The 25490-nt window shown below is 71.6% G+C and carries 24 protein-coding genes and 1 pseudogene; 14 read left to right on the top strand and 11 right to left on the bottom strand.

What is annotated here, in order from left to right:
- Positions 1 to 3: 3 nt before the first annotated feature.
- Positions 4 to 774, bottom strand: coding sequence for a class I SAM-dependent methyltransferase (locus J3P32_RS06005; RefSeq protein WP_210438907.1), 771 nt, complete (start codon positions 772 to 774; stop codon positions 4 to 6).
- A 65-nt stretch (positions 775 to 839) separates the two neighbouring features.
- On the opposite strand from J3P32_RS06005, the gene J3P32_RS06000 reads away from it, so the two are divergent.
- Positions 840 to 1943, top strand: a complete 1104-nt coding sequence (locus tag J3P32_RS06000) for a glycosyltransferase (RefSeq protein ID WP_210438906.1) — start codon at positions 840 to 842, stop codon at positions 1941 to 1943.
- On the opposite strand, the gene J3P32_RS05995 is transcribed toward J3P32_RS06000, so the two are convergent.
- Genes J3P32_RS05995 through J3P32_RS05980 form a run of 4 tightly spaced genes read right to left on the bottom strand, consistent with a single transcriptional unit; the run spans position 1913 to position 6415 of the window.
- Positions 1913 to 3109, bottom strand: a complete 1197-nt coding sequence (locus J3P32_RS05995) for a glycosyltransferase (RefSeq protein ID WP_210438905.1) — start codon at positions 3107 to 3109, stop codon at positions 1913 to 1915. The two genes, J3P32_RS06000 and J3P32_RS05995, sit on opposite strands and share 31 nt — an antisense overlap.
- The gene (locus J3P32_RS05990; RefSeq protein ID WP_210438904.1) at positions 3106 to 4104 is read right to left on the bottom strand and encodes a glycosyltransferase family 2 protein; all 999 of its coding nucleotides are present in this window, start codon (positions 4102 to 4104) and stop codon (positions 3106 to 3108) included. Before J3P32_RS05990 ends, J3P32_RS05995 begins: the two co-directional genes overlap by 4 nt.
- Entirely contained in the window at positions 4101 to 5186 is a 1086-nt protein-coding gene (locus J3P32_RS05985; protein WP_210438903.1) for a glycosyltransferase family 4 protein, read from the bottom strand. Before J3P32_RS05985 ends, J3P32_RS05990 begins: the two co-directional genes overlap by 4 nt.
- Positions 5183 to 6415 carry a glycosyltransferase family 4 protein gene (locus tag J3P32_RS05980; protein ID WP_210438902.1) on the bottom strand — a complete coding sequence of 411 codons (1233 nt, stop codon included), beginning with the start codon at positions 6413 to 6415 and terminating at the stop codon, positions 5183 to 5185. The genes J3P32_RS05985 and J3P32_RS05980 overlap by 4 nt, the downstream gene beginning before the upstream one ends.
- Before the next feature lie 24 nt (positions 6416 to 6439).
- On the opposite strand from J3P32_RS05980, the pseudogene J3P32_RS05970 reads away from it, so the two are divergent.
- Positions 6440 to 7402 (top strand): annotated as a pseudogene (locus J3P32_RS05970) (glycosyltransferase).
- Here the strand turns inward: J3P32_RS05970 and J3P32_RS05965 are convergent.
- The gene (locus tag J3P32_RS05965; RefSeq protein WP_210438900.1) at positions 7399 to 8331 is read right to left on the bottom strand and encodes a glycosyltransferase family 2 protein; all 933 of its coding nucleotides are present in this window, start codon (positions 8329 to 8331) and stop codon (positions 7399 to 7401) included. The pseudogene J3P32_RS05970 and the gene J3P32_RS05965 overlap by 4 nt on opposite strands.
- Before the next feature lie 118 nt (positions 8332 to 8449).
- Between J3P32_RS05965 and J3P32_RS05960 the strand changes: the two genes are divergently transcribed.
- Positions 8450 to 9070 carry a PIG-L deacetylase family protein gene (locus tag J3P32_RS05960; protein WP_307861598.1) on the top strand — a complete coding sequence of 207 codons (621 nt, stop codon included), beginning with the start codon at positions 8450 to 8452 and terminating at the stop codon, positions 9068 to 9070.
- Positions 9067 to 9705 (top strand): WbqC family protein, encoded by a 639-nt coding sequence (locus tag J3P32_RS05955; RefSeq protein WP_210438898.1) that lies wholly within the window; start codon positions 9067 to 9069, stop codon positions 9703 to 9705. The genes J3P32_RS05960 and J3P32_RS05955 overlap by 4 nt, the downstream gene beginning before the upstream one ends.
- Before the next feature lie 79 nt (positions 9706 to 9784).
- Here the strand turns inward: J3P32_RS05955 and J3P32_RS05950 are convergent, their stop codons facing one another.
- Together J3P32_RS05950 and J3P32_RS05945 are read right to left on the bottom strand one after the other, a co-directional pair.
- Complete coding sequence (locus tag J3P32_RS05950) at positions 9785 to 10777, bottom strand: TlpA family protein disulfide reductase (RefSeq protein ID WP_210438897.1); 993 nt, start codon at positions 10775 to 10777, stop codon at positions 9785 to 9787.
- Positions 10778 to 10816: 39 nt separating this feature from the next.
- Positions 10817 to 11662, bottom strand: coding sequence for a hypothetical protein (locus tag J3P32_RS05945; protein ID WP_210438896.1), 846 nt, complete (start codon positions 11660 to 11662; stop codon positions 10817 to 10819).
- 187 nt (positions 11663 to 11849) lie between these two features.
- Here J3P32_RS05945 and J3P32_RS05940 point away from each other — a divergent pair, with 187 nt between their 5' ends.
- Positions 11850 to 13196, top strand: a complete 1347-nt coding sequence (locus J3P32_RS05940) for an MFS transporter (RefSeq protein WP_210438895.1) — start codon at positions 11850 to 11852, stop codon at positions 13194 to 13196.
- 65 nt (positions 13197 to 13261) lie between these two features.
- On the opposite strand, the gene J3P32_RS05935 is transcribed toward J3P32_RS05940, so the two are convergent.
- Entirely contained in the window at positions 13262 to 13912 is a 651-nt protein-coding gene (locus tag J3P32_RS05935) for a hypothetical protein (RefSeq protein WP_210438894.1), read from the bottom strand.
- A 14-nt stretch (positions 13913 to 13926) separates the two neighbouring features.
- Positions 13927 to 15816 carry a translational GTPase TypA gene (gene typA, locus J3P32_RS05930; protein WP_210438893.1) on the bottom strand — a complete coding sequence of 630 codons (1890 nt, stop codon included), beginning with the start codon at positions 15814 to 15816 and terminating at the stop codon, positions 13927 to 13929.
- Between the two features lie 510 nt (positions 15817 to 16326).
- Here typA and J3P32_RS05925 point away from each other — a divergent pair.
- Genes J3P32_RS05925 through J3P32_RS05915 form a run of 3 tightly spaced genes read left to right on the top strand, consistent with a single transcriptional unit; the run spans position 16327 to position 19217 of the window.
- Positions 16327 to 17670 carry a protealysin inhibitor emfourin gene (locus J3P32_RS05925; protein ID WP_210438892.1) on the top strand — a complete coding sequence of 448 codons (1344 nt, stop codon included), beginning with the start codon at positions 16327 to 16329 and terminating at the stop codon, positions 17668 to 17670.
- Positions 17671 to 17672: 2 nt separating this feature from the next.
- Positions 17673 to 18170, top strand: coding sequence for an O-acetyl-ADP-ribose deacetylase (locus J3P32_RS05920; RefSeq protein WP_210438891.1), 498 nt, complete (start codon positions 17673 to 17675; stop codon positions 18168 to 18170).
- A gap of 51 nt (positions 18171 to 18221) precedes the next feature.
- On the top strand, positions 18222 to 19217 hold the full coding sequence (locus tag J3P32_RS05915; protein WP_210438890.1) for a DNA topoisomerase IB: 996 nt from the start codon (positions 18222 to 18224) through the stop codon (positions 19215 to 19217).
- A gap of 27 nt (positions 19218 to 19244) precedes the next feature.
- Here the strand turns inward: J3P32_RS05915 and serC are convergent, their stop codons facing one another.
- Positions 19245 to 20378: a phosphoserine transaminase gene (gene serC / locus J3P32_RS05910; protein WP_210438889.1), complete on the bottom strand. Its 1134-nt coding sequence runs from the start codon at positions 20376 to 20378 to the stop codon at positions 19245 to 19247.
- Between the two features lie 101 nt (positions 20379 to 20479).
- Between serC and J3P32_RS05905 the strand changes: the two genes are divergently transcribed.
- From J3P32_RS05905 to J3P32_RS05880, 6 genes are all read left to right on the top strand, one after another.
- A complete protein-coding gene (locus J3P32_RS05905) occupies positions 20480 to 20974 on the top strand; it encodes a GNAT family N-acetyltransferase (protein ID WP_210438888.1) in 495 nt (164 codons plus the stop codon).
- Between the two features lie 45 nt (positions 20975 to 21019).
- A complete protein-coding gene (locus tag J3P32_RS05900; RefSeq protein WP_210438887.1) occupies positions 21020 to 21385 on the top strand; it encodes a thiol-disulfide oxidoreductase DCC family protein in 366 nt (121 codons plus the stop codon).
- An 86-nt stretch (positions 21386 to 21471) separates the two neighbouring features.
- Positions 21472 to 22110, top strand: coding sequence for a hypothetical protein (locus J3P32_RS05895; RefSeq protein WP_210438886.1), 639 nt, complete (start codon positions 21472 to 21474; stop codon positions 22108 to 22110).
- A gap of 62 nt (positions 22111 to 22172) precedes the next feature.
- The gene (pdxH, locus tag J3P32_RS05890; RefSeq protein WP_210438885.1) at positions 22173 to 22820 is read left to right on the top strand and encodes a pyridoxamine 5'-phosphate oxidase; all 648 of its coding nucleotides are present in this window, start codon (positions 22173 to 22175) and stop codon (positions 22818 to 22820) included.
- A 564-nt stretch (positions 22821 to 23384) separates the two neighbouring features.
- Positions 23385 to 24980: an MDR family MFS transporter gene (locus J3P32_RS05885; protein ID WP_374222510.1), complete on the top strand. Its 1596-nt coding sequence runs from the start codon at positions 23385 to 23387 to the stop codon at positions 24978 to 24980.
- Positions 24977 to 25420 (top strand): MarR family winged helix-turn-helix transcriptional regulator, encoded by a 444-nt coding sequence (locus J3P32_RS05880; protein WP_210438883.1) that lies wholly within the window; start codon positions 24977 to 24979, stop codon positions 25418 to 25420. Before J3P32_RS05885 ends, J3P32_RS05880 begins: the two co-directional genes overlap by 4 nt.
- Positions 25421 to 25490: the final 70 nt, after the last annotated feature.

Here is a 25490-nt window from a genome sequence, read left to right as displayed (position 1 = left end):
GACTCAGCCCCGCTTCCAGCACCAGTAGTGCAGGTCGAGGGACTCCGTGTCGGGCCCGGTCCAGTGACGACCATCTTGGCGGTACACCTGCGCCAGCTCGAAGCCGGCCCCGGCCAGGGCTTGCTCCTGGTACTCCTTGGTGGCGTAGAAGTGCATCAGCCGGTAGTCGTGCGCCTCGTCGTTGATGATCGACCAGCCATCCCCAAACACCTCGTCGCGTCGCATGCGCGCGTGTCGGGCCAGGGCGCTGAGGCGGCGGGCCGTGCGCTTCAACCACACGCGGCTCAGGCGCGGTCGCTCGAAGCGGGCGAGCCGCCGGTAGCCGTGTGCGTCCTGGTTGTGCGACGAGAACAGGAACCATCCCCCCGGACGCAGCACGCGGAAGACCTCCGCGAGGACCAGGGCGCGGTCGTCGCTCCCCATGGTGTCGATGCCGTTGAAGGAGAAGACCACCACGTCGATCGACGCCGGTTCGATCCACGGCATGGACCGCGCGTCGCCGACGCGCAGGTCGGCATCCGGGAAGCGTTCGCGAGCGGCGTGGACGAGCGGGGGTGAGTAGTCGACACCCACGTAGGTCCTGCTCAACGGCATGAGCAGGGGCGTCGTACGGCCGGCCCCCACACCCAGGTCGAGGACTCTGGACTCGCCCAGGAGCTCCCGGTTCTCCTGGACCCACGCCAGCTCCGCGGGCCGCTGCTCCTCGAAGCGTGAGTAGAAGGCCACCACCTCCTCGTCGGTGTAGACCGCGTGTGGGGGTACCGGCTCGCTCATGGCTACATGCTAGGTGCAGCCCGGACCGCGGTTCCCCGATCGCGCGCACCTACTAGGGTCGGCGTGTGGTTGTTCGTGTCATGGCGCCCGACCTGGCCGCCCCCAGCGGTGGGATCAAGGTGATCTACCGCTTCGTCGAGAACCTCCGGGCGTTGGGTCACGACGCTCGTGTGTGGCACGGAGCTCCCGGCTTCTCCTTCGACTCGTGGCGCTCGGATGCTCCCGTCGACACCGGTCTGCGCCTGCGGTTCGATCCCGGTGACGTCCTGGTGATGTCTGAGGTCGGTCGTTGGAACTTCCTCGCCGAGGGCAACCCGTTCGTCGTCCTGTGCCAGGGGGTCGACTTCATCTTCGCTTCGTCGGACTTCCTCGTCGACGAGCGCGGTGACTATCCGGGGTGGCCCGATGCCACCGCGGCGATCGCGACGTCGACGTCGATCGACGCCTTCTTGAGGGCTGCCTGTCCCGCCGACTTCCCGATCCACCACGTGCCGCTGGAGATCGAGGACTACTTCGTCCCGCGCGAGAAGCGACCGCAGATCGCCCTCATGCCGAGGCGCCGCCGGGAGGACCTGCTGGCCACGGTGCACCTGCTGCGGCGCTCGGGCCGCCTCGACGGCTGGGAGATCGTGCTGATCGACAAGATGTCACAGGCCGAGGTGGCGCGTGCGTTGGGGACCGCTGCGATCTTCCTGTTCGGCGGCGAGAGGGAGGGTTTCGGGCTGCCCGGTGCGGAGGCCATGGCAGCTGGATGCTACGTGGTCGGGTTCACCGGGGACGGCGCGAAGGAGTACATGCTCGAGGAGCACTCGTCTCCGGTTCCCGAGTCCGACTGTGTCCAGGCCGCGGCACGGACCCTCGAGGCCATGCGGTGGTTCAGCGACGACCGAGCGCAGTTCGACGAGCGCACGAGCGCAGCCGCGCGCTTCGTCGCCGATCACTACAACGTCGCGCAGTCACGCGCCGGCTTGGAGGCGGCGTTCGACCAGATACTCGCTCCCGGTTCCGGGTCGATGATCCGAGAGAGTGTCGTGCTGAGCCACTATCAAGCGCATGCTCCCGCGACCGACCCGTGGAACCGCCTCCGCGTCGCGTCGCGAGCGACTGCTCGTCGCGCGATCGACCGCCTCGCCCCGGCTCAGTCGCACCGCTCATCGCGCAGCTCGTAGCACGACGTCAAGGCCCGTCCCCAGGCTTCGAGCACCGGCCCGGGAAGGAACTCGCCGGCTCGCGCTCGCGCGGCCTCGCCTCGTCGTGCGAGCTCGTCGGGCGACTGCAGGGCGGAATGGAGCACGCGCGTGAACTCCCCCTCATCGCCCGGCGGGACGAGGTAGCCACGGTCCTCACCGACGAGCGAACGGACGCCAGGAGAGCAGTCGAACGCGATCGCGGGGACCCCCATGACAGCCGCTTCGAGGATGGACATCGGCAGACCTTCCATCCATGACGTCATCAGGAGCACCGAAGCCTCCGCCAGCACCTCGTAGGGGTCGTCGCAGTGCCCGGCCAGCCGGATCCTCGTGCATCCCGAGTCGTGGATCGCAGACCTCACCACGTCGAGCTGGTCCCCTTCGCCGTAGATGTCCAGCTGCCAGTCACCCAGTGCATCGTCGCGGGTGGCTGCAGCGAAGCACCTCACCATCACGTCCACGGCCTTCTCGCCCGACAAGCGGCTGATCGCGACGGCGGTCGGTCGCCTGGTCCGCGGTGCGACCTCGGAGGGCTCTACCGGGTTGGGCATCGCCACGCATCGCGGCCGCAGCATCTCCTGGAACCGCGCGGCGTCGGCCTCCGTCAGCGCCATGAACACGTCGAGGTCCTGGAAGTGGTCTGCTATGGCGCCTCGCAGCCACGGCTCGAGGTCGATGCTCTCGAACTGGGAATGGTGCTGACCGACGAGCAGAGGGCCGCTGCCGTCGCGCTTCCAACCCGTCTCGTCGGCGGCGATCTTCGTGCTGACGTGCGAGAAGACCAGCGCCGTCTCGCTGCCGTAACGCTGGAGCAGGCGGCGCAGGCGGGCTCGGTTGCGTACCCGGTCAACGCGCTTCACCACGACCTCGACGAGCCCGCGTGCGCGGTTGCGCCAGCCCTGCGACATCCGGAACGACGACCGCCGCTGGCGCTCCGGGTGGGCGTCGACCACGTGGGTCGGGAACTGGGCGGCCCGGCTCCCGGGTCGGAGCGAGATGTGCTCGACCGGAACCCCGCTCGCGACGAGGGCGGCGGACAAGGTGTGCACCACCTTGGCGCCGCCGCTCGTCTCCGGTGTCCGCGGCGCGAAGAACACGACGCGCTCGCACCCGCCCGGCCAGCCCTGGACCCCGACCCCGCTCATCCTCCCAGTTCCCGTCGCCGTCGTACGCCGGCCGTCGCCCGTCGTAGGAGCCGCGGCTCCTGCGCGAACCCCAGGCGCAGGAGAAGCGCCCGGACCTGCCACCGTGGGCTCGAGGACACTCCGGGGAGGGCAAGTGCTCGGGCGACGAGGTCGGGGCGCTCTCCCGTGCGCCAGAGCATGAGAGCCAGGTGCGGCGCGGTGTCCCGGATGTAGGCGTCGCCGGCGTCCGACACGCCGCACTGGTCCAGGAGGATGCCCAGCCGAGCGGCGAGGTGGAGCGGCTTGTCGGCACCGAAGTGTGTGCTGCCCAGGGAGGTGCGGAGCTCCCGGACCGCCACCAGCGGCTGGTCCACGCACAGGATGTCGTCGCCAGTGGCCGCGAGCCGTAGCCACAGGTCGTGGTCCTCGTAGAACCATTCGTCGTTGTACGCGCCGACACGTCGTACCGCTCGCGTGTCGAGCAGCACGGACGCCGCAGGGATCCAGTTGTGCTTCAAGAGCTCCGTGTGCAGCCGGCCCTCGAACGACGTGACGCGTTCCCAGTCGTTGAGCGTCCCGTAGTCCGGAGCCAGGGGCTGGCCGTGCTCGTCGATGCGCAGGGCGTTCGAGTAGACCGCGCAGGAGGGCGAGTCGCGTTGCTCCCATCGGTCGAGCTGCGCCTGGAGACGGTGGGGGAGCATGCGATCGTCGGCCGAGAGGTAGGTGTAGAGCGGGGTGTCGACATCGGCGAGAGCCTCGTTGAGGCTGGTGCACAGGCCTGTGTTCGACCGGTGGAACATCGTGTGGACGTCGAGGTGGGCGTGCCCCTCGATCCACCGGTCGATCACCTCGGTCGAGTCGTCCGTCGAGGCGTCGTCGACGACGACGATCCGGCGCGGCGGGAAGGTCTGGGCGGCGATCGAGTCCAGTGCCTCCGCCACGTAGTCCCGGTGGTTGTAGCTGACCACGATGACCGTCACCTCGGTGGCGGGCGCGCTCGTCGCGGGCCCGGTCACGTGGCGGTCCTGGACGTCGTGGTGAGTCCGCGCTCGTCGAGTGCCTGCGCGAGCTCACGCCACATGACCTCCGAGCTGTTGCGCCGGACCACCCGCTCCCGCGCGGCGGCGCCCAGGCGTTCACGTTGGGGTTCGTCGGTGACGAGCTCGCGCAGCACCTGCCGCCAGCCGTCGACGTCCCCGCGCGGCACCAGGCGGCCGTCGACGCCGTCGTCGAAGTAGGCGCTCAGCCCCGGGGTCGCGGTGGCCACGACCGCGCAGCCGGTGGAGGCGGCCTCCAGGGCCACGCTCGAGCCGGTGGGGTAGACGAGCTCATGGGTCGGGACTGCGACCACCTGCGCACGCTGCAGCAGCGCGCGGTACTCAGCCATGCCGACGGTCCCGTGCAGCCGGACGTTCGCCGGGACCCTGAGTCCCGCGATGTTCTCCGGCTTGCACACCAGGTCGAGAGGGAAGTCGAGGGCCTCGAACGCGGCCAGGAGGGAGCCGTAGTCCCGGCCACGGTCCTGCCCCACTGCCAGCACCTGGATGTCACGGGCCCGGTCGCCCGGTGCATAGAACGCGGTCGTCACGCCCCAGGTCAGCTCCAGGATGCGCTCGGCGCTGAACCCCATGTCAGCCAGGACGTCGGCTCCCGATGGTCCGAAGTAGGTGATCAGGTCGGCGGCGGCGACATTGCGCAGCAGCCACGAGCGGCGGCGCGGCGTCGCGGTGACGAGCTCGTCTGCCAACCAGCAGGTCCAGATGACCAGGGGCGTGCGCGCGTACGGAGGAATGCTCCAGCGCTTCGCCCGTCCCACCGCGTAGCCCTGCTGCTCCAGCAGCGCGATCACGACGTCGGCCTCGGCTGCCAGCCTCGCTCCGCGGATCGCGCGCTCGACAGGGATCCCGGTGCGGTGCTCGAACACGTCACGCGGCTTGCGCCATGGCGCCGCCTCCTGACGGCGTGCCCACTCGAGCTGGAAGCCGTGGCGCTCGAGCGCTTCCAGTCCGTAGGGCAGAGGGGCGATCGCCTCGCCACGCAGGTACTGCTGGTGCCAGGTGTCGAAGTTGCGTTCGGCCAGGATCAGGGCGCGGGTCATCCTCCACCTCGCCGGTGCGCCGGGAGCGGACCGACGCGGCTCGCGTAGAGCTCGCGCAGGCATCCCGAGAACGCGTCGGTCGAGAACTCCTCGGCCCGTCGGCGACAACGCTCGTGCCAGCTCGTCCATCGTTCGGGGTCGAGGAGTGCTCGCGTCTTGGCCGCCAGCTCCGCAGGGGTGCGCCACGTCAGGTCGGGCTCGTCCTGCACGACCTCGGCCGGACCCGCGGTGGCGTAGACGAGGGGCACGATGCCGGCTGACATCGCTTCGACGGTGGAGATCCCGAAGTGCTCCTGCGCCTCCGGGTGCCGGTCGCTGTCAGTGCCGTATCCCTGCGCGTGCCAGTAGAGGCGCGCGTGGGCCGAGAGCTCGCTCAGCAGCTCGTGGGAGGCGTTGGGATGGAGTGAGACGGGCAAGCCGTGGGCCATGGTGCGGACGTGCTCGAGGTAGGCGCGGTCCGCCGCGCTCGTCCCGACGGCGCCGACGAGGTGCAGCGACCAGCCGTCGGCAGCCAGGTCGGGCATGTCGGCGAGCGTCTGCACCAGCACATCCTGTCGTTTGTGCGGGATGTTCGGCCCGTCGGCTTGGAAGCGGCCGACGTTGAGGATCGTCTTCGCGCGATCCGCCGCCGCGGCGCCTGTGAGCTGCGCGCACGGTGGGTGGAGGGTGATGGCGTCGACGTTCCAGCGGCGGTGGACGTGTTCCCGGGTGAACTCGGAGTTGGCCAGGACGACCTCGTAGGTGTCGATGAACCGGGACGCGCCCCGGAGCAGCAGCCTGTGCCGCGCGGCGGCGACCAGTCGCAGGTAGAAGGCGTGTGCGCCCGATCGCGTCGGCAGGTGCAGGACGTGCGGGAAGTGGGTGTAGTACCAGCTGCGGTCGCCGATGCCGGGGAGCTCGCTCTTGAACTTCATGTTGATGAACAACCCGGGGACACGCGCGCGCATCGCCTTCACGTGTGCGACGTCGCGAACCAGGTCCCGCACGGCGCGAGGAAGGCGACGGTGCACGCGAGGTGACGGCAGCTGCTCCAGCTGCACGTTCCCCATGTCGACTCCGAAGTGCTCGCGCAGGTGACCGGGGGAGACCCGCGAGTCGGTGAAGCAGGTCACCGTCAGTCCCGCGTCGGCGAGAGCCCGGGCGGTCACCAGGGCCGTCTTCTCGGCTCCCCCGCCCGAGTCCAGGCCTGGTACGAAGACCGCGACGTCGACTGGCCCCGGTTCGCTCATCGCCCTCCTTGCGCTGATGGTGTGATGATCCTATGCGGGTGGAGGCACACGCGCGCGCCCATCGGCGAGCATGGGGGAGTAGGAGCAGTGACGCTCGTCAGCATCGTCGTGCCCTGTTACAACTTGGGCGCGTACGTCGAGGAGGCGGTGCGTTCGGCGCTGAACCAGACGTACGCCGACGTGGAGGTGGTCGTGGTCGACGACGGGTCGACGGACGTCGCCACCCGGCGAGTGCTCGACCACGCGCGGTAGCCGCGTACCCGCGTCATCCGTGAGCAGAACGCTGGCTGCCCGTCAGCGCTGAACGCGGGCGTCGCCGCGGCACGGGGTGCCTACGTGCTGCCGCTGAGCGCCGACGACCGGATCCACCCCGACTACGTGCGCCGGGCCGTCGACGTGATGCAGGGCCGCGCCGATGTCGGCGTCGTGTACTGCCGCGCCGAGTTCTTCGACGGTCGGACCGGGACGTGGGACCTTCCGGACTACTCGCCCGAGGAGATGGCGCGCGGCAACGTCATCTTCGCCTCGGCGATGTTCCGGCGCGGGGACTGGGAGCGCGTCGGGGGTCTCAACGAGGACGCCGCGCTCGGGCTCGAGGACTGGGACTTCTGGTTGCGGGTGACCTCGCTGCCGCGCGGAGTCGTCAGGCTGAACGAGATCCTCTTCCACTACCGCATCCGCAGCGACTCGCTGACGACGAGGATCGCCGAGGACCCGGGGAAGACTGCCGCCGCGCAGGCGGTCGTGTTCCGCAACAACGTCGAGTTCTTCGCGGACCACGCGGAGAGCCTGTTCACGTACCGGAACCAGCTCGAGGAGGAGGTCTGGGAGCTGAGGACCCACGTACGGCGGTGGTGCTGGATCACGGAGCGTCTCGACCGCTACGCCCGGCTCCACCCTCGCCTCGCCGACCACACTGCCCGGGGCGAGGCACAGGTTCCGCAGGACACCGCAGGCGTAGGTGGCCCACCCGGGTCGCGTGTCTAGATCGCGTCGCCGGCGGCGCTGATCCGCTGGCCCGCCTCGCTCGACGCCTCGACCACGAGCGCCACGGCCTTGTGGGCAAGCGGTCGCGGCAGGAACATGGCGGCGCGGTCGACCGCACGACCGAGGCGGGTGACCCGCTTCTCGTCGAGACCCAGCTGCAAGCCCATCACCGCGCTCCGCCAGGCCGAGCGCTGGGTACCGCTGGCCGGCACCATGCCGTGCTTGGAGTCGAAGCGCCGCTTGGCGGCGCCGGCGTAGAACGCCCGCTGGGCGCGCGCCGCCGTCGTAGCAGCCGGGCCCCTGTGCTCGGTCTCCAGCCTCGGGTCGAGCACGATCGGGACGCCCGTGCGGGACAGCCGGTAGCCCCAGTCGACGTCCTCCCACCCATACGACCGGAACGCGGTGTCGTACGGGCCCACCCTCTCCCACAACCGCCGCGTGACCGAGCAGTTCCCGGCCCAGTACCGCCAGGTCTCCGCGGGGTCGACCCGGTAGGCGTCGCGTCGGTACCGCGCGTCCCACGCTCGACCGTAGGCGCGGGCGTACGAGGTGTCCGGGTAGACGTTGCGGACGAGACCCACCACCCCCACGTCCCTTTCCTCGTGCGCTCGCGCATGGTTCTCGACGTAGTTGGGGCCCGGGACCATGTCGTCGTCGCAGCGCACCAGCACGTCGCCCTTGGCGGCCCGGAAGCCGGCGTTGAGGGCAGCCGGGCGTCCCTGGTTGTCGTCGAACACCACGAGGCGCACCGGCAGCTCCTTCGCAGCGAGCCTGACGACCGCAGAGGAGTCGTCCACGTCACCGTCGAGGACCACCACGGCCTCCCAGTCGTCCAGGGACTGACGAGCCAGTGCCTCGAACAGCCTCGGGAGATGTCCCGCCCCGCCGCGACTCGGGACGACAATCGACACCGAAGGGTCACCTGGCATGGCTCGATCGTAGGCAACGGCGTGCTCGTGATCGCCGCTACCCTGTCCGCGACTCGCGACCACGACTGGACGCAACCGGCGCCCTCGCCGCCGAGCCCCCGATGGAGGAACGATCACTGTGCGACGTCTCATCGTTGCTCCGCACATGGACGACGAGTCCCTCGGGTGCGGAGGGCTGCTCGCCAAGTTCCCCCAGGAGTCCACCGTGGTGGTGGTGACGCAGAGCGGGAGCACCCGACGCCGGGAGCACGCCGAGGCGATGGACGTCCTAGGGGTCACGGACTCGCGCTGCCTCGACTTCGTCGACGGCACGACGCAGCAGCACATGTCCGAGCTGGTCCACCAGCTCGACCTCGTCATGGCGGAGGTGGAGCCGGAGGAGGTCTACCTCCCCTTCCCGTCGCTGCACCAGGACCACATCGGTGTCTACGAGGCAGGAATGCGTTCCGCGCGGCTCTCGATGTCGCCCGGTCACTGGGTGCCCAACAGCGTGCTGGTCTACGACATCGCCGTCTACGACGTGAACCTCTACCCCTCGGACCTCCGGTGGAACGTCTTCGAGGCCCTCACGGAGGAGCAGGCGGACCTCAAGGCGGCGGCATGCGCCGCGTACGCCTCCGAGAACCCGGGCGGCCCCCACCCGATGAACAGCATCAAGGAGATCGCCGCGACCGTAGGGCACATGCGCAAGGTCGAGTACGCCGAGCAGTACGCCCTGGTGCGGCAGGTGCGCCGGTGAAGGTCACCATCCACCAGCCGGACCTCCTGCCCTACTCCGGCTTCTGGTTCAAGATGGCGACCTCCGACGCCTTCATCCTCTCGGTGCACGACCAGTTCCAGAAGCACGGCTACCAGCGGCGGGTGACCATGCGCGACGCCTGGTGCTCCCACCAGCTGGTCGGCAAGCCGGCGCTGGTGCCGATCAACACCGTGGAGGTGGCCGAGGGCTGGCAGCAGCGGATCACCGACGTGATCCGGGGGCGCTACGCCGGGGCGCCCTACTTCTCGACCCGTGGCGTCGAGCTCGTCGAGAGGATCCGCGCCTGCGAGGGCCACCTGCTCCACGAGGTCAACAGGGCGATGATCGACGTGGTGCGCGAGATGCTGGGGATCGACACGCCCCTGCTGGTCACGGACCCACCGGAGGAGGCGGCGGCCGAGCGCCTCGTCGAGCAGGTGCTGATGGTGGGCGGATCGGCCTACCTCGCCGGCCCGGGCGCTCGCGCCTACATGGGCGACGACCCGGAGGTTCGGTTCCGTGAGGCAGGGCTCGAGCTGTACTGGTCGGACCACCAGCCCACGACCGGCGACTCGATCGTCACCGTGCTGATGGACGAGGCGGACCCGATGTCGGTGGTCCTGCGAACCGCCTGACCGCTGTGGACGGGGGCCGAGCTGTTCCTGCCGCCGTCGACGTGGGGCACGCAAGCGGTGCCGACGTGAGCCGCGGGCGTCACCCGCGCAGATCGGGCTGGTCGACGAGAGCAGCCAGCACCTCCTCGACGAAGTCGGCCACGCCCTCCTCGCCGGCCACCGGACCGCCGGCGAGGTAGCCGTCGGCGCCGAGCAGGACCGCGGCCGGCGCGCCGACGGAGAACAACCGGCGCACGTTGAGCTCCGGCTCCCACGCGGCCAGCTCCGGAGCGTGTCCGACGGCCGCCTCAGCGGACTGCTCGTCGGGGTAGACAGCGAGCACCCCCACCGCCGGTCCCAGCCGGGCGGCCCAGGCGTCGAGCCTCTCGGCCGTCCGCACGCAGGGGCCGCACCCCGGGGTCAGGACCACCAGCAGTCGGGCCTGGGTCGCGCTCAGCTCGAGGAGCGACGCCGTACGTCCGTCGCGGAGCGTGAGCGAGCCGTAGGGGACGGCCTGCCTCTCGTAGTCGAGCAGGTCGCCGTCCGCCGCCGGCGACCCGGACGGACCCGGACCGCCGACCACGAGCACGGCCACGGCGGCTGCAGCGAGGGTGGCGAGCAGCGCCCACCACCCGTCACGGTCGAGGGCACCGAGGGCCGCGGCCACGGAGCCGCCGTCGAGAGAGGATGCGAAGAGAGCCGCCGCCAGCGCGGACAGCAGGAGGTTGCGGGCCACGGTCGTGCGGTCGACGTCGTGCCGTCCGAGGCTGCCGAAGCAGGAGCACGTGACCGGTTCCTCGAAGCGCAGGGCCCGCGCCACGAGGGCGGTGTAGGCCAGCATCAGCACGAGCACGGCTGCCGCAGCCACCGTCAGCCACCCGTCCGGCGCCAGCACCAGCGCGACAGCCAGGGCGAGCTCGGCCCAGGGCAGCACCGTTGCCGCTGCGTCGGCGGGCACGACCCCCGGCACCCGCAGCGCGGTGAAGGCGTCGCGGGTGGCACGGCGATCACGCAGCTTCGCGGCCCCGCTCGTCGCCAGGACCGCCACCAGCGTCAGCGCGACGACGAGGGCAGGGAGCGGTGCCGACGACATGTCAGAAGGATAGGAGCGGCCACGCCTGGGTGTCCGGGCCTAGCAACCCTTCGCGGTGAAGCTCAGGTCGCTCAGGAAGAGGCGCTGGATGCTGCTGCCGCTGCTGTACGCGGCGTTCCAGTACTCCAGGACGAGCGTGGAGACCGGGCCGCCGAACGACACGCGTACGCGCGCGCCCGCGCTGTTCTCGTCGATGTTGCTGTTGGACTGTGCCGTGCCGTATCGGAAGGGCGAGGTTCCGAAGCCGGTGCCGTTGATGTTGGGGCTCGGTTCGCTGGGAGTGGGCGCAACCGTGGTGAACCGGACACGGTCCCAGTAGCCGGTGCTCGTGCTGTCGATGTCGACGAGCCAGAACGACAGGTTGGAGACCGCACGAGGGAAGCTGATGGTCAGGCGTTGGCCGCGGTCGGGGTTGCCCGTCGTCGCGTTCACCGAGGCCGTCGTGCTGGTCGAGTGCTGGAGGCACAGCCCACGCTCTGCGCCGCCCGGCGTGAGGTTCCCGAGGTTGGTGACGTTCGGCGCGGTACCGCCGCCGCTCGGACCTGGCACGGACAGGTTGTACGTCGGGTCGAGGGTGTAGCCATTGGCGACCGTGCCGATGAGAGCGCTGGCGAACTCCACGCGGACCGACTGGCCTCCCGCGCCGGAGGTGGTCGTCGCCGTCGCCGCTGCAGCGGTGCCGCCGATGCCGCGGCTGAAGCTCGACGTGCTCGACCCCCAGTCGAGCAGGTAGGAGTAGTCCGTGGCGCACGGCGACGCGGCGAACGACGGCGCGGCCGTCGCAACAGTGACGACCGGGACAGTCCATGCGCCGGCGCGAACCACGGTGCGGCGGGGGAGCCCGGACTGGGAAGCGACGCTGCCGTTGCGGACCGAGGGGGGCATGAGACAACCTCTGACGGGTGGACTACCGAGACCGTTGAAGTTTAGACAGACCTTGGTCATGGGCCTCCCGCGGAGCCTTGACCACGTCGCCCGAGTGCGCCGCGCCCCGGCGTCGGTCGCCGCTCGTCACCCGTGCTGCCTCGCGCGAGGGGAACAAGCCGGCGCCGCAGGCTGTTGTCGCTCCCTGATGACCTCCACCGCCCGGAACCCGGCCACCACCGACCACGCTGACGACTCGCGCCGGGTCTCCGTGCTGCTCGGCCTCCTCTTCGGCCTCGCCGGCATGGGCTCGTCGAGCGCTGCCGTCGCGCTCGCGCTGCTCGCCGACGACCTCGAGGTGAGCGCCGGCCTCGCGGCCTGGGTCATCAGCCTGTACGTGCTGATGCTCGCGGTGACCACCGCCCTCTACGGCCGCATCTCCGACCTGGTCGGCGTGCGCCGCCCACTGCTCGCCGGGCTGGTGCTCATGTCGGTCGGCGCGCTGGTCGCCGCGCTCGCGCCGACGTTCGAGGTCCTGCTCGTCGCCCGGATCGTCCAGGGCGCAGGCGCCGCCGCCGTCCCGACGCTCGGCGTCGCCGTCCTGTCGGCCAGGTACACCGGTGAGGTCCGCGGCCTCGCGTTCGGACGGCTGGCCGGGGTCGCCGCGGCGGTCAGCTGCCTCGGTCCGCTGATCGGGGGGCTTGTCGAGGCGGCGTTCGGCTGGCGCGCGGTGATGGCGCTGCCGATCCTCGGCGCCCTCGTCGTACCCCTGCTGTGGCGGGCCCTGCCCACCGGAGGCAGTGGTGCCCGGCTCGACATCGTGGGAGCCGTCGTCGTCGCCCTCACCGCCGCCGGGATGGTCCTGCTCGTCCAGTCGCCGTCCGCCGGACTCCTCGTCGCCGCGATCGGCGCGGTCCTCCTCGTGGTGGGCGTGCCCGCCGTGCGCGCCACCGTACGCCGGCGCCCCGACGGCTTCCTGCCGGTCGAGGTGATCCGCAACGGGACGGTGGTGCGCAGCGCCGTCGCCGCGTCCGCGGTGCCGGCGTCGTGGTTCGCCCTGCTCATCGCCCTGCCCGCGATCCTCCTGGGGCAGGGCTGGGAGGCCTGGCAGGTCGGCCTCGCGATGGTCCCGAGCGCCGCGGTGGCGCTCGCCGTCCCGCAGGTGACGGGACCCATGCTGACCCGGATCGGTCCCGGCCGCGCGCTGGCCGTCGCCGGCCTCGTCGCCTCGGGGGCGCTGCTGGTCGCCACCGCCGGCGCCCACTGGTCGAGCGCACCGGTCCTGGTCGTCGCGATCATCGGGGTGACGTTCGCCTTCGGCCTTGGACAGCCGGCGCTGAGCGCGGTGGTCGGCGACGCCGTCCACGAGGACGTGCGCGGCGTCGCCCTGGGCGTCTCGACGCTGCTCTTCCTCATCGGTGGCAGCGTCGGCTCGGCCGTGGTCGCCGGGCTGAGCGGGCCGATCGGCATGGCCGGCGCGGTGCTCGTGCTCGCGGTCCTCCCGCTGCTCGGCCTCGTGGTGCTGGCGCCGACGTTGCGCTCCGCCCGGGCCTGAGCCGAGCGGCGGTCAGTGCCGCCGGGGGACTACCCGCGGTCACCTCGTACGTGCCGGCGGCCGGCTCAGCGCTGGGGGGCGCGGGCGCGCTCGGCCAGCGCCACCGCCGCCCGCTGCACGACCGGCAGCTCCTCGGGTTCGCGTGCCGCCTCGTGCGGCACGGCGCCGCCGAGCAGCGCGGCGGGCGAGGTGAGCCAGATCCACGTGCGCCACGGGTCCAGCCCGGCGGCCAGGAGGGTCTCCAGCACCGCGAGCAGCTCGTGACGCACCTCCCCGGCCTCGTCGAGCTGGAAGGACGGCACCAGCGTGGCCCCCTCGTGCTGCACGAGCAGGACGGCTCGTCGACCGGCGGCCTTGTGCAGCGCGAACCGTGCGGCGTTCTCCGAGGTGCCGCGCAGCGCGGCGACGCCTGCGTAGTCCAGCGACCCGTGCTCGAGCAGCGACTGGCGCAGGCGGGTCTCCCGCCGCAGCTGCACCAGGGCGACGGGGACGGCGTGCGCCGGGTCGTCGCCCTGTGCGCGCAGCAGCCGGTCGAGCTCCACCAGTCGGTCGGGCCCCAGGGGGTCGCCGGTGGCCGGGTCGGTCCACCGCACGCCGCCGGCGTCGCGGACGTACGTCGGCAGGCCCGCCGCGGCCAGCTGGTCGGCCAGGCCGAGGTCCTCCAGCCAGCCCGCCAGCTGCTCGGCGAGCCGGGGGTCGGGGGAGGAGCAGGGCATCGGGACCGTCCGGGCTACTTGTTGGCCTTGCGCGCCCGGGAGGCCGTCTTGGCGCGGGCGTTGGCGTCGAGCACGACCTTGCGGATGCGCACCATCTCCGGCGTGACCTCGACGCACTCGTCCTCGCGGCAGAACTCCAGGCACTGCTCGAGGCTGAGCTTCTTCGGCGGGATCAGCTTCTCGAAGTTGTCGGAGGTCGCGGACCGGATGTTGGTCTGCTGCTTCTCCTTGGTGATGTTGACGTCCATGTCGTCGGCGCGTGAGTTCTCGCCGACGATCATGCCCTCGTAGACCTCGGTCGCCGGCTCGACGAAGAGCACGCCGCGCTCCTGCAGCGACGTCATGGCGTACGCCGTCGCGGCGCCGGCCCGGTCGGCCACCAGCGAGCCGTTGTTGCGCGAGCGGATCTCTCCGGCCCAGGGGAAGTAGCCCTCGGAGATGTGGTGGGCGATGCCGGTGCCGCGGGTCTCGGTGAGGAAGTCGGTGCGGAAGCCGATCAGGCCGCGCGCCGGGACGACGAACTCCATCCGCACCCAGCCGGTGCCGTGGTTGGTCATGCCCTCCATGCGCCCCTTGCGGACGGCGAGGAGCTCGGTGATGGTGCCGAGGTACTCCTCGGGGGCGTCGATGGTGAGGCGCTCGAAGGGCTCGTGCAGCTTGCCGTCGATCTCGCGGGTGACGACCTGCGGCTTGCCGACCGTGAGCTCGAAGCCCTCGCGCCGCATCTGCTCGACGAGGATCGCGAGCGCGAGCTCGCCGCGGCCCTGCACCTCCCAGGCGTCGGGACGCTCGGTGGGCAGGATGCGCAGCGACACGTTGCCGATGAGCTCGGAGTCGAGGCGGTCCTTGACCAGGCGGGCGGTGACCTTCGAGCCCTTCACCTTGCCGACGAGCGGCGAGGTGTTGGTGCCGATGGTCATCGAGATGGCCGGCTCGTCGACGTGGATCAGCGGCAGGGCGACCGGGTTCTCGGCGTCGGCCAGGGTCTCGCCGATCGTGATGTCGGGGATGCCGGCGATGGCGACGATGTCACCCGGGCCGGCGGACTCGCCGGGCTTGCGCTCGAGGCCCTCGGTGACGAGCAGCTCGGTGATGCGGACGTTCTTGACCTCGCCGTCGCGGCGCATCCAGGCCACGGTCTGGCCCTTCTTGAGCGTGCCCTGGTGGATGCGCAGCAGCGCGAGGCGGCCGAGGAACGGCGAGCTGTCGAGGTTGGTGACGTGGGCCTGCAGCGGCGCCTCGTCGTCGTACTGCGGCGCGGGGATGGTCTCGAGGATCGTCTTGAAGAGCGGCTCGAGGTCCGAGCCCTCGGGCATGGAGCCGTTCTCCGGCTGCTCGAGCGAGGCGATGCCGGCCTTGCCCGAGGCGTAGACGACCGGGAAGTCGAGCGCGTCCTGGCTGTGGCTGTCGTCCAGGAGGTCCATGAAGAGCTCGTAGGACTCGTCGACGACCTCGCTGATGCGGGCGTCGCCGCGGTCGGTCTTGTTGACGACCAGGATCACCGGCATGTCGGCGTTCAGCGCCTTGCGCAGCACGAAGCGGGTCTGCGGCAGCGGGCCCTCGGACGCGTCGACGAGCAGGACGATGCCGTCGACCATCGACAGGCCGCGCTCGACCTCGCCGCCGAAGTCGGCGTGGCCCGGGGTGTCGATGATGTTGATCGTCATGCCTTCGGGCGCAGACGGGCCGGTGTAGTGGACGGCGGTGTTCTTCGCGAGGATCGTGATGCCCTTCTCGCGCTCGAGGTCGCCGGAGTCCATGACCCGGTCGGCCACGCTCTCGGCCTGGTGCGCGGTGAACGCGCCGGCCTGGCGGAGCATCGCGTCGACCAGCGTCGTCTTGCCGTGGTCGACGTGGGCGACGATCGCGACGTTGCGCAGGTCGGATCGGGACTGGGTGGACATGCAGGAGCCTTCCGGGCGGAGAACGAGCGGCCAGCGGCCGGGCGCGGCCAGCACGGCCGCAGCGTGCCGAGTCTAGTGCGCGGGCCCCGAGATCCAGATTTCGTGACGACCGGCCGGGCGGTGCGTGGTGCAGGTTCTGCCGGCGGGGAAGGTGTCTCACGCACCGCCGCGGGCGGCGTTGCTGGGCCAGCGGTGCGTGGTGCAGGTTCTGGAGGTGCGAAACTTGCCTGACGCACCGCAGGGCGGCGTTGCCGGACCAGCGGTGCGTGGTGCAGGTTCTGCCGGCGGGGAGCGTGTCTCACGCACCGCGGCGGGCCCTGCCACCGGACCAGCGGTGCGTGGTGCAGGTTCTGCTGGCGGGGAACGTGTCTCAGGCACCGCCGCGGGCGGCGTCACCGGACCAGCGGTGCGTGGTGCACGTTCTGCCCGCCCGGAACCCGCCGCCACCCGCCCGGCCGATCCGCCCCCCAGGCCCTTCCCGCTGTCGGAGCAGGCGGGTAGACCTGTCCCATGACCTCTCGGGACCTCCGTACGGCTGCTCCTCACGACCCTCCGCGTCGATGTGCCTTCATCCCTCCCTGGCTCGCCGAGCTCGTCGACGGGCCGCAGCAGGTCGAGCGTGACGAGGCGCTGCGGCGGGCGCGCGCGCAACGCGCCGCCCGCACCACCGCCGTGCCCACCGCCGGAGCGGTCGCCGGTGGTCCCGCGTGGACCGTCCACGACGCCGGCTCGGGCACCTCGCTCCCCGGCACGCCGGCCCGCCGCGCGGGCGAGCCGGAGACCGGCGACGTCGCCGTCGACGAGGCCGCCGACGGGATCACGGCGACCCTCGCGATGTTCGCCGACGTGCTCGGCCGCGACTCGCACGACGACGCGGGCGCACCGGTCAGCCTCACCGTGCACTACGGCTCGAGCTACAACAACGCCTTCTGGGACGGCACCCAGCTGGTCTTCGGCGACGGTGACGGCCGGGTGTTCGAGCGGTTCACCAAGCCCGTCGACGTGCTGGCCCACGAGTTCGCCCACGCCGTCGTCGAGCACACCGCCGACCTCACCTACAGCGGCCAGTCCGGCGCGCTCAACGAGTCGGTGGCCGACGCGTTCGCCTCGTGCCTCAAGCAGCGTCTGCTCGGGCAGCAGGCCGCCGACGGCGACTGGCTCATCGGCGAGGGCATCTTCACGCCGGCCGTCCGGGCCCGGGCGCTGCGCGACATGGCGGCTCCCGGCACCGCCTACGACGACCCGGAGGTCGGCACCGACCCGCAGGTCGGCCACATGGACGACTACGTCGACACCACGGCCGACAACGGCGGCGTCCACCTCAACTCCGGCATCCCCAACAAGGCGTTCCAGCTCGCGGCCGTGGCCATCGGCGGCACGGCGGTCGAGGGGGCCGGACGCATCTGGTACGCCGCGCTCACCGGTGCCGACGTCCCGCCCGACGCCGACTTCGCGGCCTTCGCCGCCGCCACGGTCGCGGCCGCCGGGAGCCACGCGGACGCCGTGCAGGAGGCGTGGGCCCGGGTCGGGGTGGAGCCGGGCCGCCGTGGCGGGGAGCGCGCGGTCGACCCGCAGCCCCGCGGCCGGTTGCGCGTCGAGCGCAGCGGCGGCTTCGCCGGCCGCACCGAGTCCGCCGAGGTCGACCTCGACACCGACGACCCCGACCTGGGCGACCTCGTCCAGCAGGCGGTGCTGTCGTCGCCGACGCACGACGCACCGCCGAAGCCCGACATGTTCGTCTACACGTTCACCGTCGACGGCGGTGCCCCGGTGCGGGTGCCCGAGCACCTGCTGACCGGAAGCCAGGCCGAGCTCGCCCGGCGCATCCTCGGGTCCGGCACGACGGAGGTCTGAGCGTGCGGGTCACGGTCGTCGAGGGCGACATCACCACCCAGCAGGTCGACGCCGTCGTCAACGCCGCCAACCAGGCCATGCGCGGCGGGGGAGGCGTCGACGGCGCCATCCACGCGGCGGGCGGGCCGGCGGTGCTCGAGGACTGCCGCCGGCGCTTCCCCGACGGCCTCGCCACCGGCGCCGCCGGGTGGACCACCGCGGGCGCCATGCCGGCGACCTGGGTGATCCACGTCGTGGGGCCCGACTGGCGCCGCGGCGAGCGCGACCGGTCGCTGCTGGTCTCGTGCTACGCCAACGCGCTGGCCGTGGCCGACGAGCTCGGCGCCCGCACGGTGGCCTTCCCCCTCGTGAGCGCCGGCATCTACGGATGGCCGCGCGAGGACGCCATCGCCGCGGCGGTCGAGACGCTGCGCTCGACCCGGACGTCGGTGGAGGAGGCCCGCATCGTCGCCTTCGGCCGGGCCGCCTTCGACGAGGTGGCAGCCGCCCTGGGGGCCTAGCCATCCCTGCGGGTGGCCGGACACCTGTGAAGCGTTCGCTAGGTTCGCCGCATGCCGCGACTGAGGCGTACGTTCCCCGACCAGCCCGGCTGGACCCGCCGCCGGTCCGGCAAGGGCTTCGTCTACCTCGACGAGCACGGCCAGCGCCTCGGTGCCGAGGAGGTGCAGCGCTGCAAGGACCTGGTCATCCCGCCGGCGTGGAAGGACGTCTGGATCACGCCGTACCCCAACGGCCACCTGCAGGCGGTCGGCACCGACGACGCCGGTCGGCGCCAGTACCTCTACCACCCGCAGTGGCGCAGCAGCCGCGACGCGGCCAAGTTCGACCGGATTCTCGACTTCGGCAAGGCGCTGTCCAAGGCTCGTGAGCGGGTGCTGGCCGACATCGGCGCCGAGGGGATGTCCAAGGAACGCGCCTGTGCGGTGGCGGTCCGTCTCCTCGACCTGGGCTACTTCCGCATCGGCAACGACGTCTACACCGACACCAACGGGTCGTTCGGCCTCACCACGCTGCGCAAGGAGCACGTCTCGCGCCACCGCGGCGGCATGCGGTTCTGCTTCGTCGGCAAGTCGGGCGTCGAGCACTGCATCGACATCGACGACCCCGCCGCCGTGGAGTCGCTCGACGTCATGCGGCGCCGGCGCGGGGGCGGCGACGAGCTGCTGGCCTGGAAGGACGGCAAGACCTGGCGTGACCTCTCGGCCGCGGAGGTCAACGATTACATCCGCAGCTGCTTCGGCATCGAGGCGACGGCCAAGGACTTCCGCACGTGGCACGCCACGGTCATCGCCGCGGCGGCCCTGGCCGAGACCTCGGAGCCGGGCACGACCAAGGCGTCGCGCAAGCGCGCCGTCTCGGGGGCGATGAAGGAGGTCTCGGAGTTCCTCGGCAACACGCCGACCCTGGCGCGGTCGTCGTACGTCGACCCGCGGGTGGTCGAGGCCTACGAGCGCGGCCGGACGATCAAGGTCAGGACGTCGTACGAGTCCGCCGACGCGCGGCAGGCGGCCCTCGAGCGAGCCGTGCTCAAGCTCCTCGCGGCCTGAGCACGACCCGCTCGGCGTCGCGGGCGCTCAGCTGTTCTCGACGACGAAGTCGATCGCCCGGGTGAGCTGCTCGACGTCGGCCGGGTCGACCGCGGGGTACATCGCGATGCGGAGCTGGTTGCGGCCGAGCTTGCGGTAGGGCTCGGTGTCGACGATGCCGTTGGCGCGCAGGGTGGCGGCCACCGCGGCGGCGTCGATGGCGTCGTCGAAGTCGATCGTGCCGATGACGAGCGAGCGGTCGGCCGGGTCCGCGACGTACGGCGTGGTGTACGCCGTGCGCTCGGCCCATCCGTAGAGCGCGTCGGAGGAGGCGGTGGTGCGTGCGACCATCCCCTCGAGGCCGCCCTGGCCGTTCATCCAGTCGAGCTGCTCCGCCATCAGGAACAGGGTGGCGACCGACGGGGTGTTGTAGGTCTGGTTCTTCGAGGAGTTGTCGATCGCGGTCGGCAGGTCGAAGAACGGCGGCACGTAGCGGTCGCTCGCGGCGATCTCCTCGGCCCGCGCGAGGGCGCGCGGCGACATGAGAGCCACCCACAGGCCTCCGTCGGAGGCGAAGCACTTCTGCGGCGCGAAGTAGTAGGCGTCGACCTGGTCGAGGTCGACGGGCAGGCCGCCGGCACCCGACGTGGCGTCGACGAGCACCAGGGCGTCGTCGTCCACGCCCACCGGGCGGCGTACCGGTGCCATCACCGCGGTCGAGGTCTCGTTGTGCGCCCAGGCGTAGGCGTCAACGCCCTCCTCGGCCACCGGCTCGGGACGCGATCCAGGGTCGCTGGCGATGACCGACGGGTCGGCGAGCCAGGGCGCCTTCTTCGCGGACGTGGCGAACTTCGAGGAGAACTCGCCGAAGGAGAGGTGCTGGCTCTTCTCGCGGATGAGGCCGAAGCAGGCGATGTCCCAGAAGGCGGTCGCTCCGCCGTTGCCCAGCACCACCTCGTAGCCCTCCGGCACCTCGAAGAGCGCGGTCAGGCCCTCGCGGACGCGGCCGACGGTCTTCTTCACCGGCGCCTGCCGGTGGGAGGTCCCCATCAGCGACGAGCCCGTCGCGGCGAGCGCGTCGAGGTGGCTGGTCTGGATCTTCGACGGTCCGGCGCCGAAGCGGCCGTCGGCCGGAAGGAGCTCGGCGGGGATCTGCAGGGCGTCGGTCGAGGCGTCGGTCATGGAGGAACCTCACGTGGGGTGCGGAAGGGTGGTCCTGACGACGCTGTCAGCGGTCCCTATTGTGGCACCCGCAGCAGCCCGCTGTCCGAGGGGGACGAAGGATGAGCAACGCCAGGGTCGCAGCCGACCTCCGGATCGAACGGCTGCCGATCACCCATCCCGACGCGCAGCTGCTGGTCGAGGCCGTGCAGGAGGAGTACGTCGCCCGCTACGGCGGCCGCGACGAGTCGCCGGTCGACCCGGCGGACTTCGAGGACCCGGTCGGCCAGTTCTTCGTCGGCTACCTCGACGGCGCGCCCGTCGCCACCGGTGCCTGGCGGCGCAGCCCGGTCCGGGCGCTGGGAGCGGAGGTCACCGCCGAGGTCAAGCGGATGTACGTCGTGCCCGCCGCGCAGCGGCGCGGCCTCGCGCGGCGGATGCTGGCCCACCTCGAGGCGACCGCTGCCGCCGCCGGGATCGAGGCGCTCGTCCTCGAGACGGGCACCAAGCAGCCCGAGGCCATCGCGCTCTACCTCTCGTCCGGCTACGAGCCGGTGCCCGCCTTCGGCTTCTACGCCGACGCCCCGCTGAGCCGTACCTTCGGTCGCCGGATCTGACGGTGCCGGCGACGAGGCGCAGCGCGGCGGCGTAGCGTGGTGACCATGGCCCGGGGACTCATGCTCAACGACGCCGACTGCGGCTTCTGCATGCGCACCGCGCGGCTGGTCCCGCGACTCGGCGTCGACGTCGACAGCTCCACCGTCCAGGCCGCGGACCTCGCCGCGCTGGGGGTCGCCCCCGAGCGAGCCGTGGTGGAGATGCCGTACGTCCATCCCGACGGCCGGGTGGACTACGGCCACCGTGCCTTCGCGGCGATACTCCGCACCGGCCCGGCGCCCTGGCGGCTCGTCGGCCGTCTGATGACGGTCTGGCCGGTCGACCCGCTCGCCCGTCGCGCGTACCACTGGGTGGCCGCCAACCGGGCCCGCCTCCCGGGCGGCACACCAGCCTGCGAACTACAGCGCTGATGTTCGGCTGATCCCCTGACCCGCGCTCCCGCGACCTCGTACGGTCGCCGGGCACGTGTGGTCGGAGGAAGAGGTGGGGCGTCGCGATGCGAGCCACGAAAGGTGTCGTCGCACGGGTCGTGTGGACCGTCGGCCTGCTGGTGGCGCTGCTGCCGAGCGGACCCGCGGTCGCAAGCGCCCAGGAGCCGGTTCGCCGCGGCACCGTCACGCCCTCGGCGCCGTACCTCCAGCCGGTGGAGCCGTACGCCGGCTACGAGCCGCAGACGTCGTGCCGGCACAGCCCGCGGGCGGGCGTGCTCGCGCTGGCGGACTGGCTCGTCGCGCGCGGCGGTGGCTACGGTCCGATCAGCCGGTCGTGCACGGGTTCGTCCACGAGCGAGCACAAGGAGGCGCGCGCCTTCGACTGGCTGCTCGACGCCCGCGACCCCGCGGACAAGGCGCTGGCGGCGGCGCTCCTCGACGAGGTCTTCGCGCCCGACGACACCGGTCAGACTCACGCGCTGGCCCGCCGGATGGGGATCATGTACGTCATCTGGGACGACCGGATCTACGCCTCGTACGACGGCTTCGTCGCCGAGCGCTACCTCAGCTCCGGCTGCCGCAGCCGGCGGACGTGCTCGCCGACCCTGCGGCACCGCGACCACATGCACATCTCGCTGACCCGCAAGGGGGCGAGGGGCAGGACGTCGTGGTACGCCGCCCAGGTGCCGGCGGCGGCCGGCTGAGCCGCCCGCGGTCGACGCGCCGCGCGCGGTCGCACGTTGCGATCCGGGTCTAGTGTCGCGGCATGGACCTGTCCGGACTGCGCGAGGAGTACGGCCGGGGAGGCCTCGACCTGCCCGACCTGACCGACGACCCGATCGAGATGTTCGAGCGCTGGCTGCAGCAGTCGGTCGACGCCGGCCTGCACGAGCCCAACGCGATGGTCCTCGCCACGGCGACACCCGAGGGACGTCCGTCGAGCCGGATGGTGCTGCTCAAGGGCGTCGGTCCCGACGGTTTCGTGTTCTTCACCAACCAGGCCTCGCGCAAGGGCACCGAGCTCGCCGGGAACCCACACTGCGCGCTGCTCTTCCCCTGGCACCCGCTCGAGCGGCAGGTGCGCGTCGAGGGGACGGCATCGCCGCTGGGCGCGGAGGAGGTGGCGGCCTACTTCCACTCGCGCCCGCGCGGGGCGCAGCTCGGCGCCTGGGCCTCGGCGCAGTCACGGCCGGTCGCCTCCCGCTCGGCGCTCGCGGAGGCCTTCGCCCGCGCCGAGGAGCGCTTCGGCGGCGACGACCGGGCCGGCGAGGTCCCCGTCCCGCCCGAGTGGGGCGGCTACCGCGTGGTGCCGGATGTGCTGGAGTTCTGGCAGGGACGGCGCAGCCGGATGCACGACCGCCTCGTCTACCGCCGCGCCGGCGCCGGCTGGGCGATCGAGCGCCTGGCTCCGTAGAGGTTGTATTTCGAATCCCCCGCTCAAGCGGGGGATTGCGAACTTCCGGTGGTCTGCACGCCCCCAGAAGTTCGCACAACCCCCGAGAAGTCCAGGCGTGCGGAAATGCGTTGAGCGGGGTCCGGCGCCGACGTACGCTCGAAGCACACAGAAGGGAGGTGATCCGAAGAATGAGTTCTTTTCGGATGAGTGAGGTGGCTGCCCGCTAGGCAGCCCGGTCCGCCGACAGCTGCCGGCGAATCCACTGCAGCCACCCGACCCGCAGGCTCCCGGCGTCATCCTCCGGGGCTCCTCCACCAGGAGCAGCAGGCCTGCGGGTCGCTGCATGTCCGGGTCCGCATGACGCCGCCGTCGTACGTCATGCGGACCCGCACCCATGCGTACGCCTTCGCATGACGCAGCCGCCCCTGCCCACCGGCCCGACCGCTCCCCAACGCCGACCGCCGCCCCGGCCGAGCCGGTGTGTGCCACCTCATGTGGGTACCGACTTGGCGCAGGCATGAGTCGCGCCTATGGTTGTGTACAACAACTATTGCGGTAAGCAACCAGAATCGAAGGCACGTAGTGACCCAAGCTCCCACCGTCAGCCCTGCGCCGTCCGGGCAGATGACCCACCGCGAGGTGCTCGAAGCACTCAGCGGGCTGCTCCTCGCGATGTTCGTCGCGATGCTCTCCAGCACGATCGTCAGCAACGCGCTGCCGACCATCGTCGACGACCTGAAGGGCAGCCAGACCGGCTACACCTGGGTCGTCGTCGCGACGATGCTCGCGATGACCGCGACCACCCCGATCTGGGGCAAGCTCGCCGACATGTTCAACAAGAAGACCCTCGTGCAGTCCGCGCTGGTGATCTTCCTCGTCGGCTCCCTGATCGCCGGCTTCGCGCCGTCGATGGAGGTGCTGATCGGCGCGCGCGTCGTGCAGGGCCTCGGCGTCGGCGGCCTGACCGCACTGGTCCAGGTCGTCATCGCCACGATGGTCTCGCCGCGCGAGCGCGGCCGCTACAGCGGCTACATCGGAGCCGTCTTCGCCCTCGCGACCGTGAGCGGCCCGCTCATCGGCGGCGTGCTCGTCGACACGGTGGGCTGGCGCTGGTGCTTCTTCGCCGGACTGCCCGTCGCCGCCCTCGCCTTCGTCGTGCTGCAGCGCACCCTGCACCTGCCGGTCGTCAAGCGCGAGGTGTCCATCGACTACCTCGGCGCCTTCCTGCTCGTCGGGGGCGTCTCGATCCTCCTGATCTGGATGTCCCTCGGTGGCCAGAACTTCGACTGGGTCTCCTGGACCAGCGGCGCCCTGCTGGTCGCCGCGGTGGTCGTGACCGCCCTGGCCGTCCACGTCGAGGCCAACGTCGCCGTCGACCCGGTGATCCCGCTGCGCCTGTTCCGTGAGCGCACCCTCACCCTTGCCACGATCGCGTCGGTGCTCATCGGGGTCGCGATGTTCGGCTCGACGGTCTACCTGAGCCTGTACTTCCAGCGCGCCAAGGACATGAGCCCGACGGAGGCCGGCCTGATGTCGATCTGCATGGTCGGCGGACTGCTCGTCTCGAGCATCGTGAGCGGCCGCGTCATCTCCGACACGGGCTTGTGGAAGCGCTGGCTCGTCGGCGGCATGGTCGCCGTCATCGCCGGGATCGGGTTGCTTGCCACGATCGACGCGGACACCCCGCTGTGGCGCACCGGTCTCTTCATGGCGGTCCTCGGCCTGGGCCTCGGCGCCACGATGCAGAACCTCGTCCTGGCCGTGCAAAACACCATCGCCCTGGCCGACATGGGCGCCGGCTCGTCGGTCGTCGCGTTCTTCCGCTCCCTCGGTGGCTCCATCGGCATCGCCGCGCTCGGGGCCGTGCTGGCCCACCAGGTCGCCGACGCCGTCGAGTCCGGTCTGACGAAGCTGCTCGCCACCCACCCGGAGTACGCCGCGGCGGTCTCGCACGACACCGGCGGCATCCCGGACGTCTCCGACCTGCCCGCCCCGGTCCGCGTGGTCTTCGAGAGCGCGTTCGGCGACGCGACCGGGCACATCTTCCTCGTCGCCCTGCCGTTCGCGATCGGTGCGCTCATCGCGGTGCTCCTCATCAAGGAGGTGCCGCTGCGCACCTCGGTGAAGCGCGACGACGAGCTCGCGGCCGAGATCTCCCCGGCCACCCCGCAGGCATGAGCGCCCGGTACGACGACCTCCGCCGCATCGAGTCCGAGGTCGGCACGCTCATCCGCCGCGTCAAGCGCGTGATGGGCGAGCGTGCCCGCGAGGTGCACCCCGACCTGCACCCGATGACGTTCCTCATCCTCACCCACCTGGCGAAGGAGGGGCCGATGCGCGGCGCCGACCTCTCCGACGCCTTCGGGATGGACAAGGGCGGCGTCAGCCGGCAGGTGCAGGCGCTGGTCGACCTCGGGCTCGTCGAGCGGCGGCCCGACGCCGAGGACCGACGGGCGATCCTGCTCGACGCGACCGAGGAGGGCCGCAAGCGGCTCGAGGTGATGCGCCGGCGCCGCAGCGACCGCTTCGACCAGCGGCTCTCAGGCTGGTCGGACGCGGAGGTCGAGCGGTTCGCCGACCAGCTGGCGGAGTACAACCGCTTCCTCTCCGACGACTGACCTCCGCCGGTACGCCGCCGCCCCGGGGACGGCGCCGCCCCCGAGGCCCGGCGTCATGCGGACCCGCACC

The sequence above is a fragment of the Nocardioides xinjiangensis genome, assembly GCF_017916385.1.
Taxonomy (GTDB): domain Bacteria; phylum Actinomycetota; class Actinomycetes; order Propionibacteriales; family Nocardioidaceae; genus Nocardioides; species Nocardioides xinjiangensis.
The sequence above is the reverse complement of the archived record's forward strand: the minus strand, read 5'-3'. Positions and strand labels throughout refer to the sequence as shown.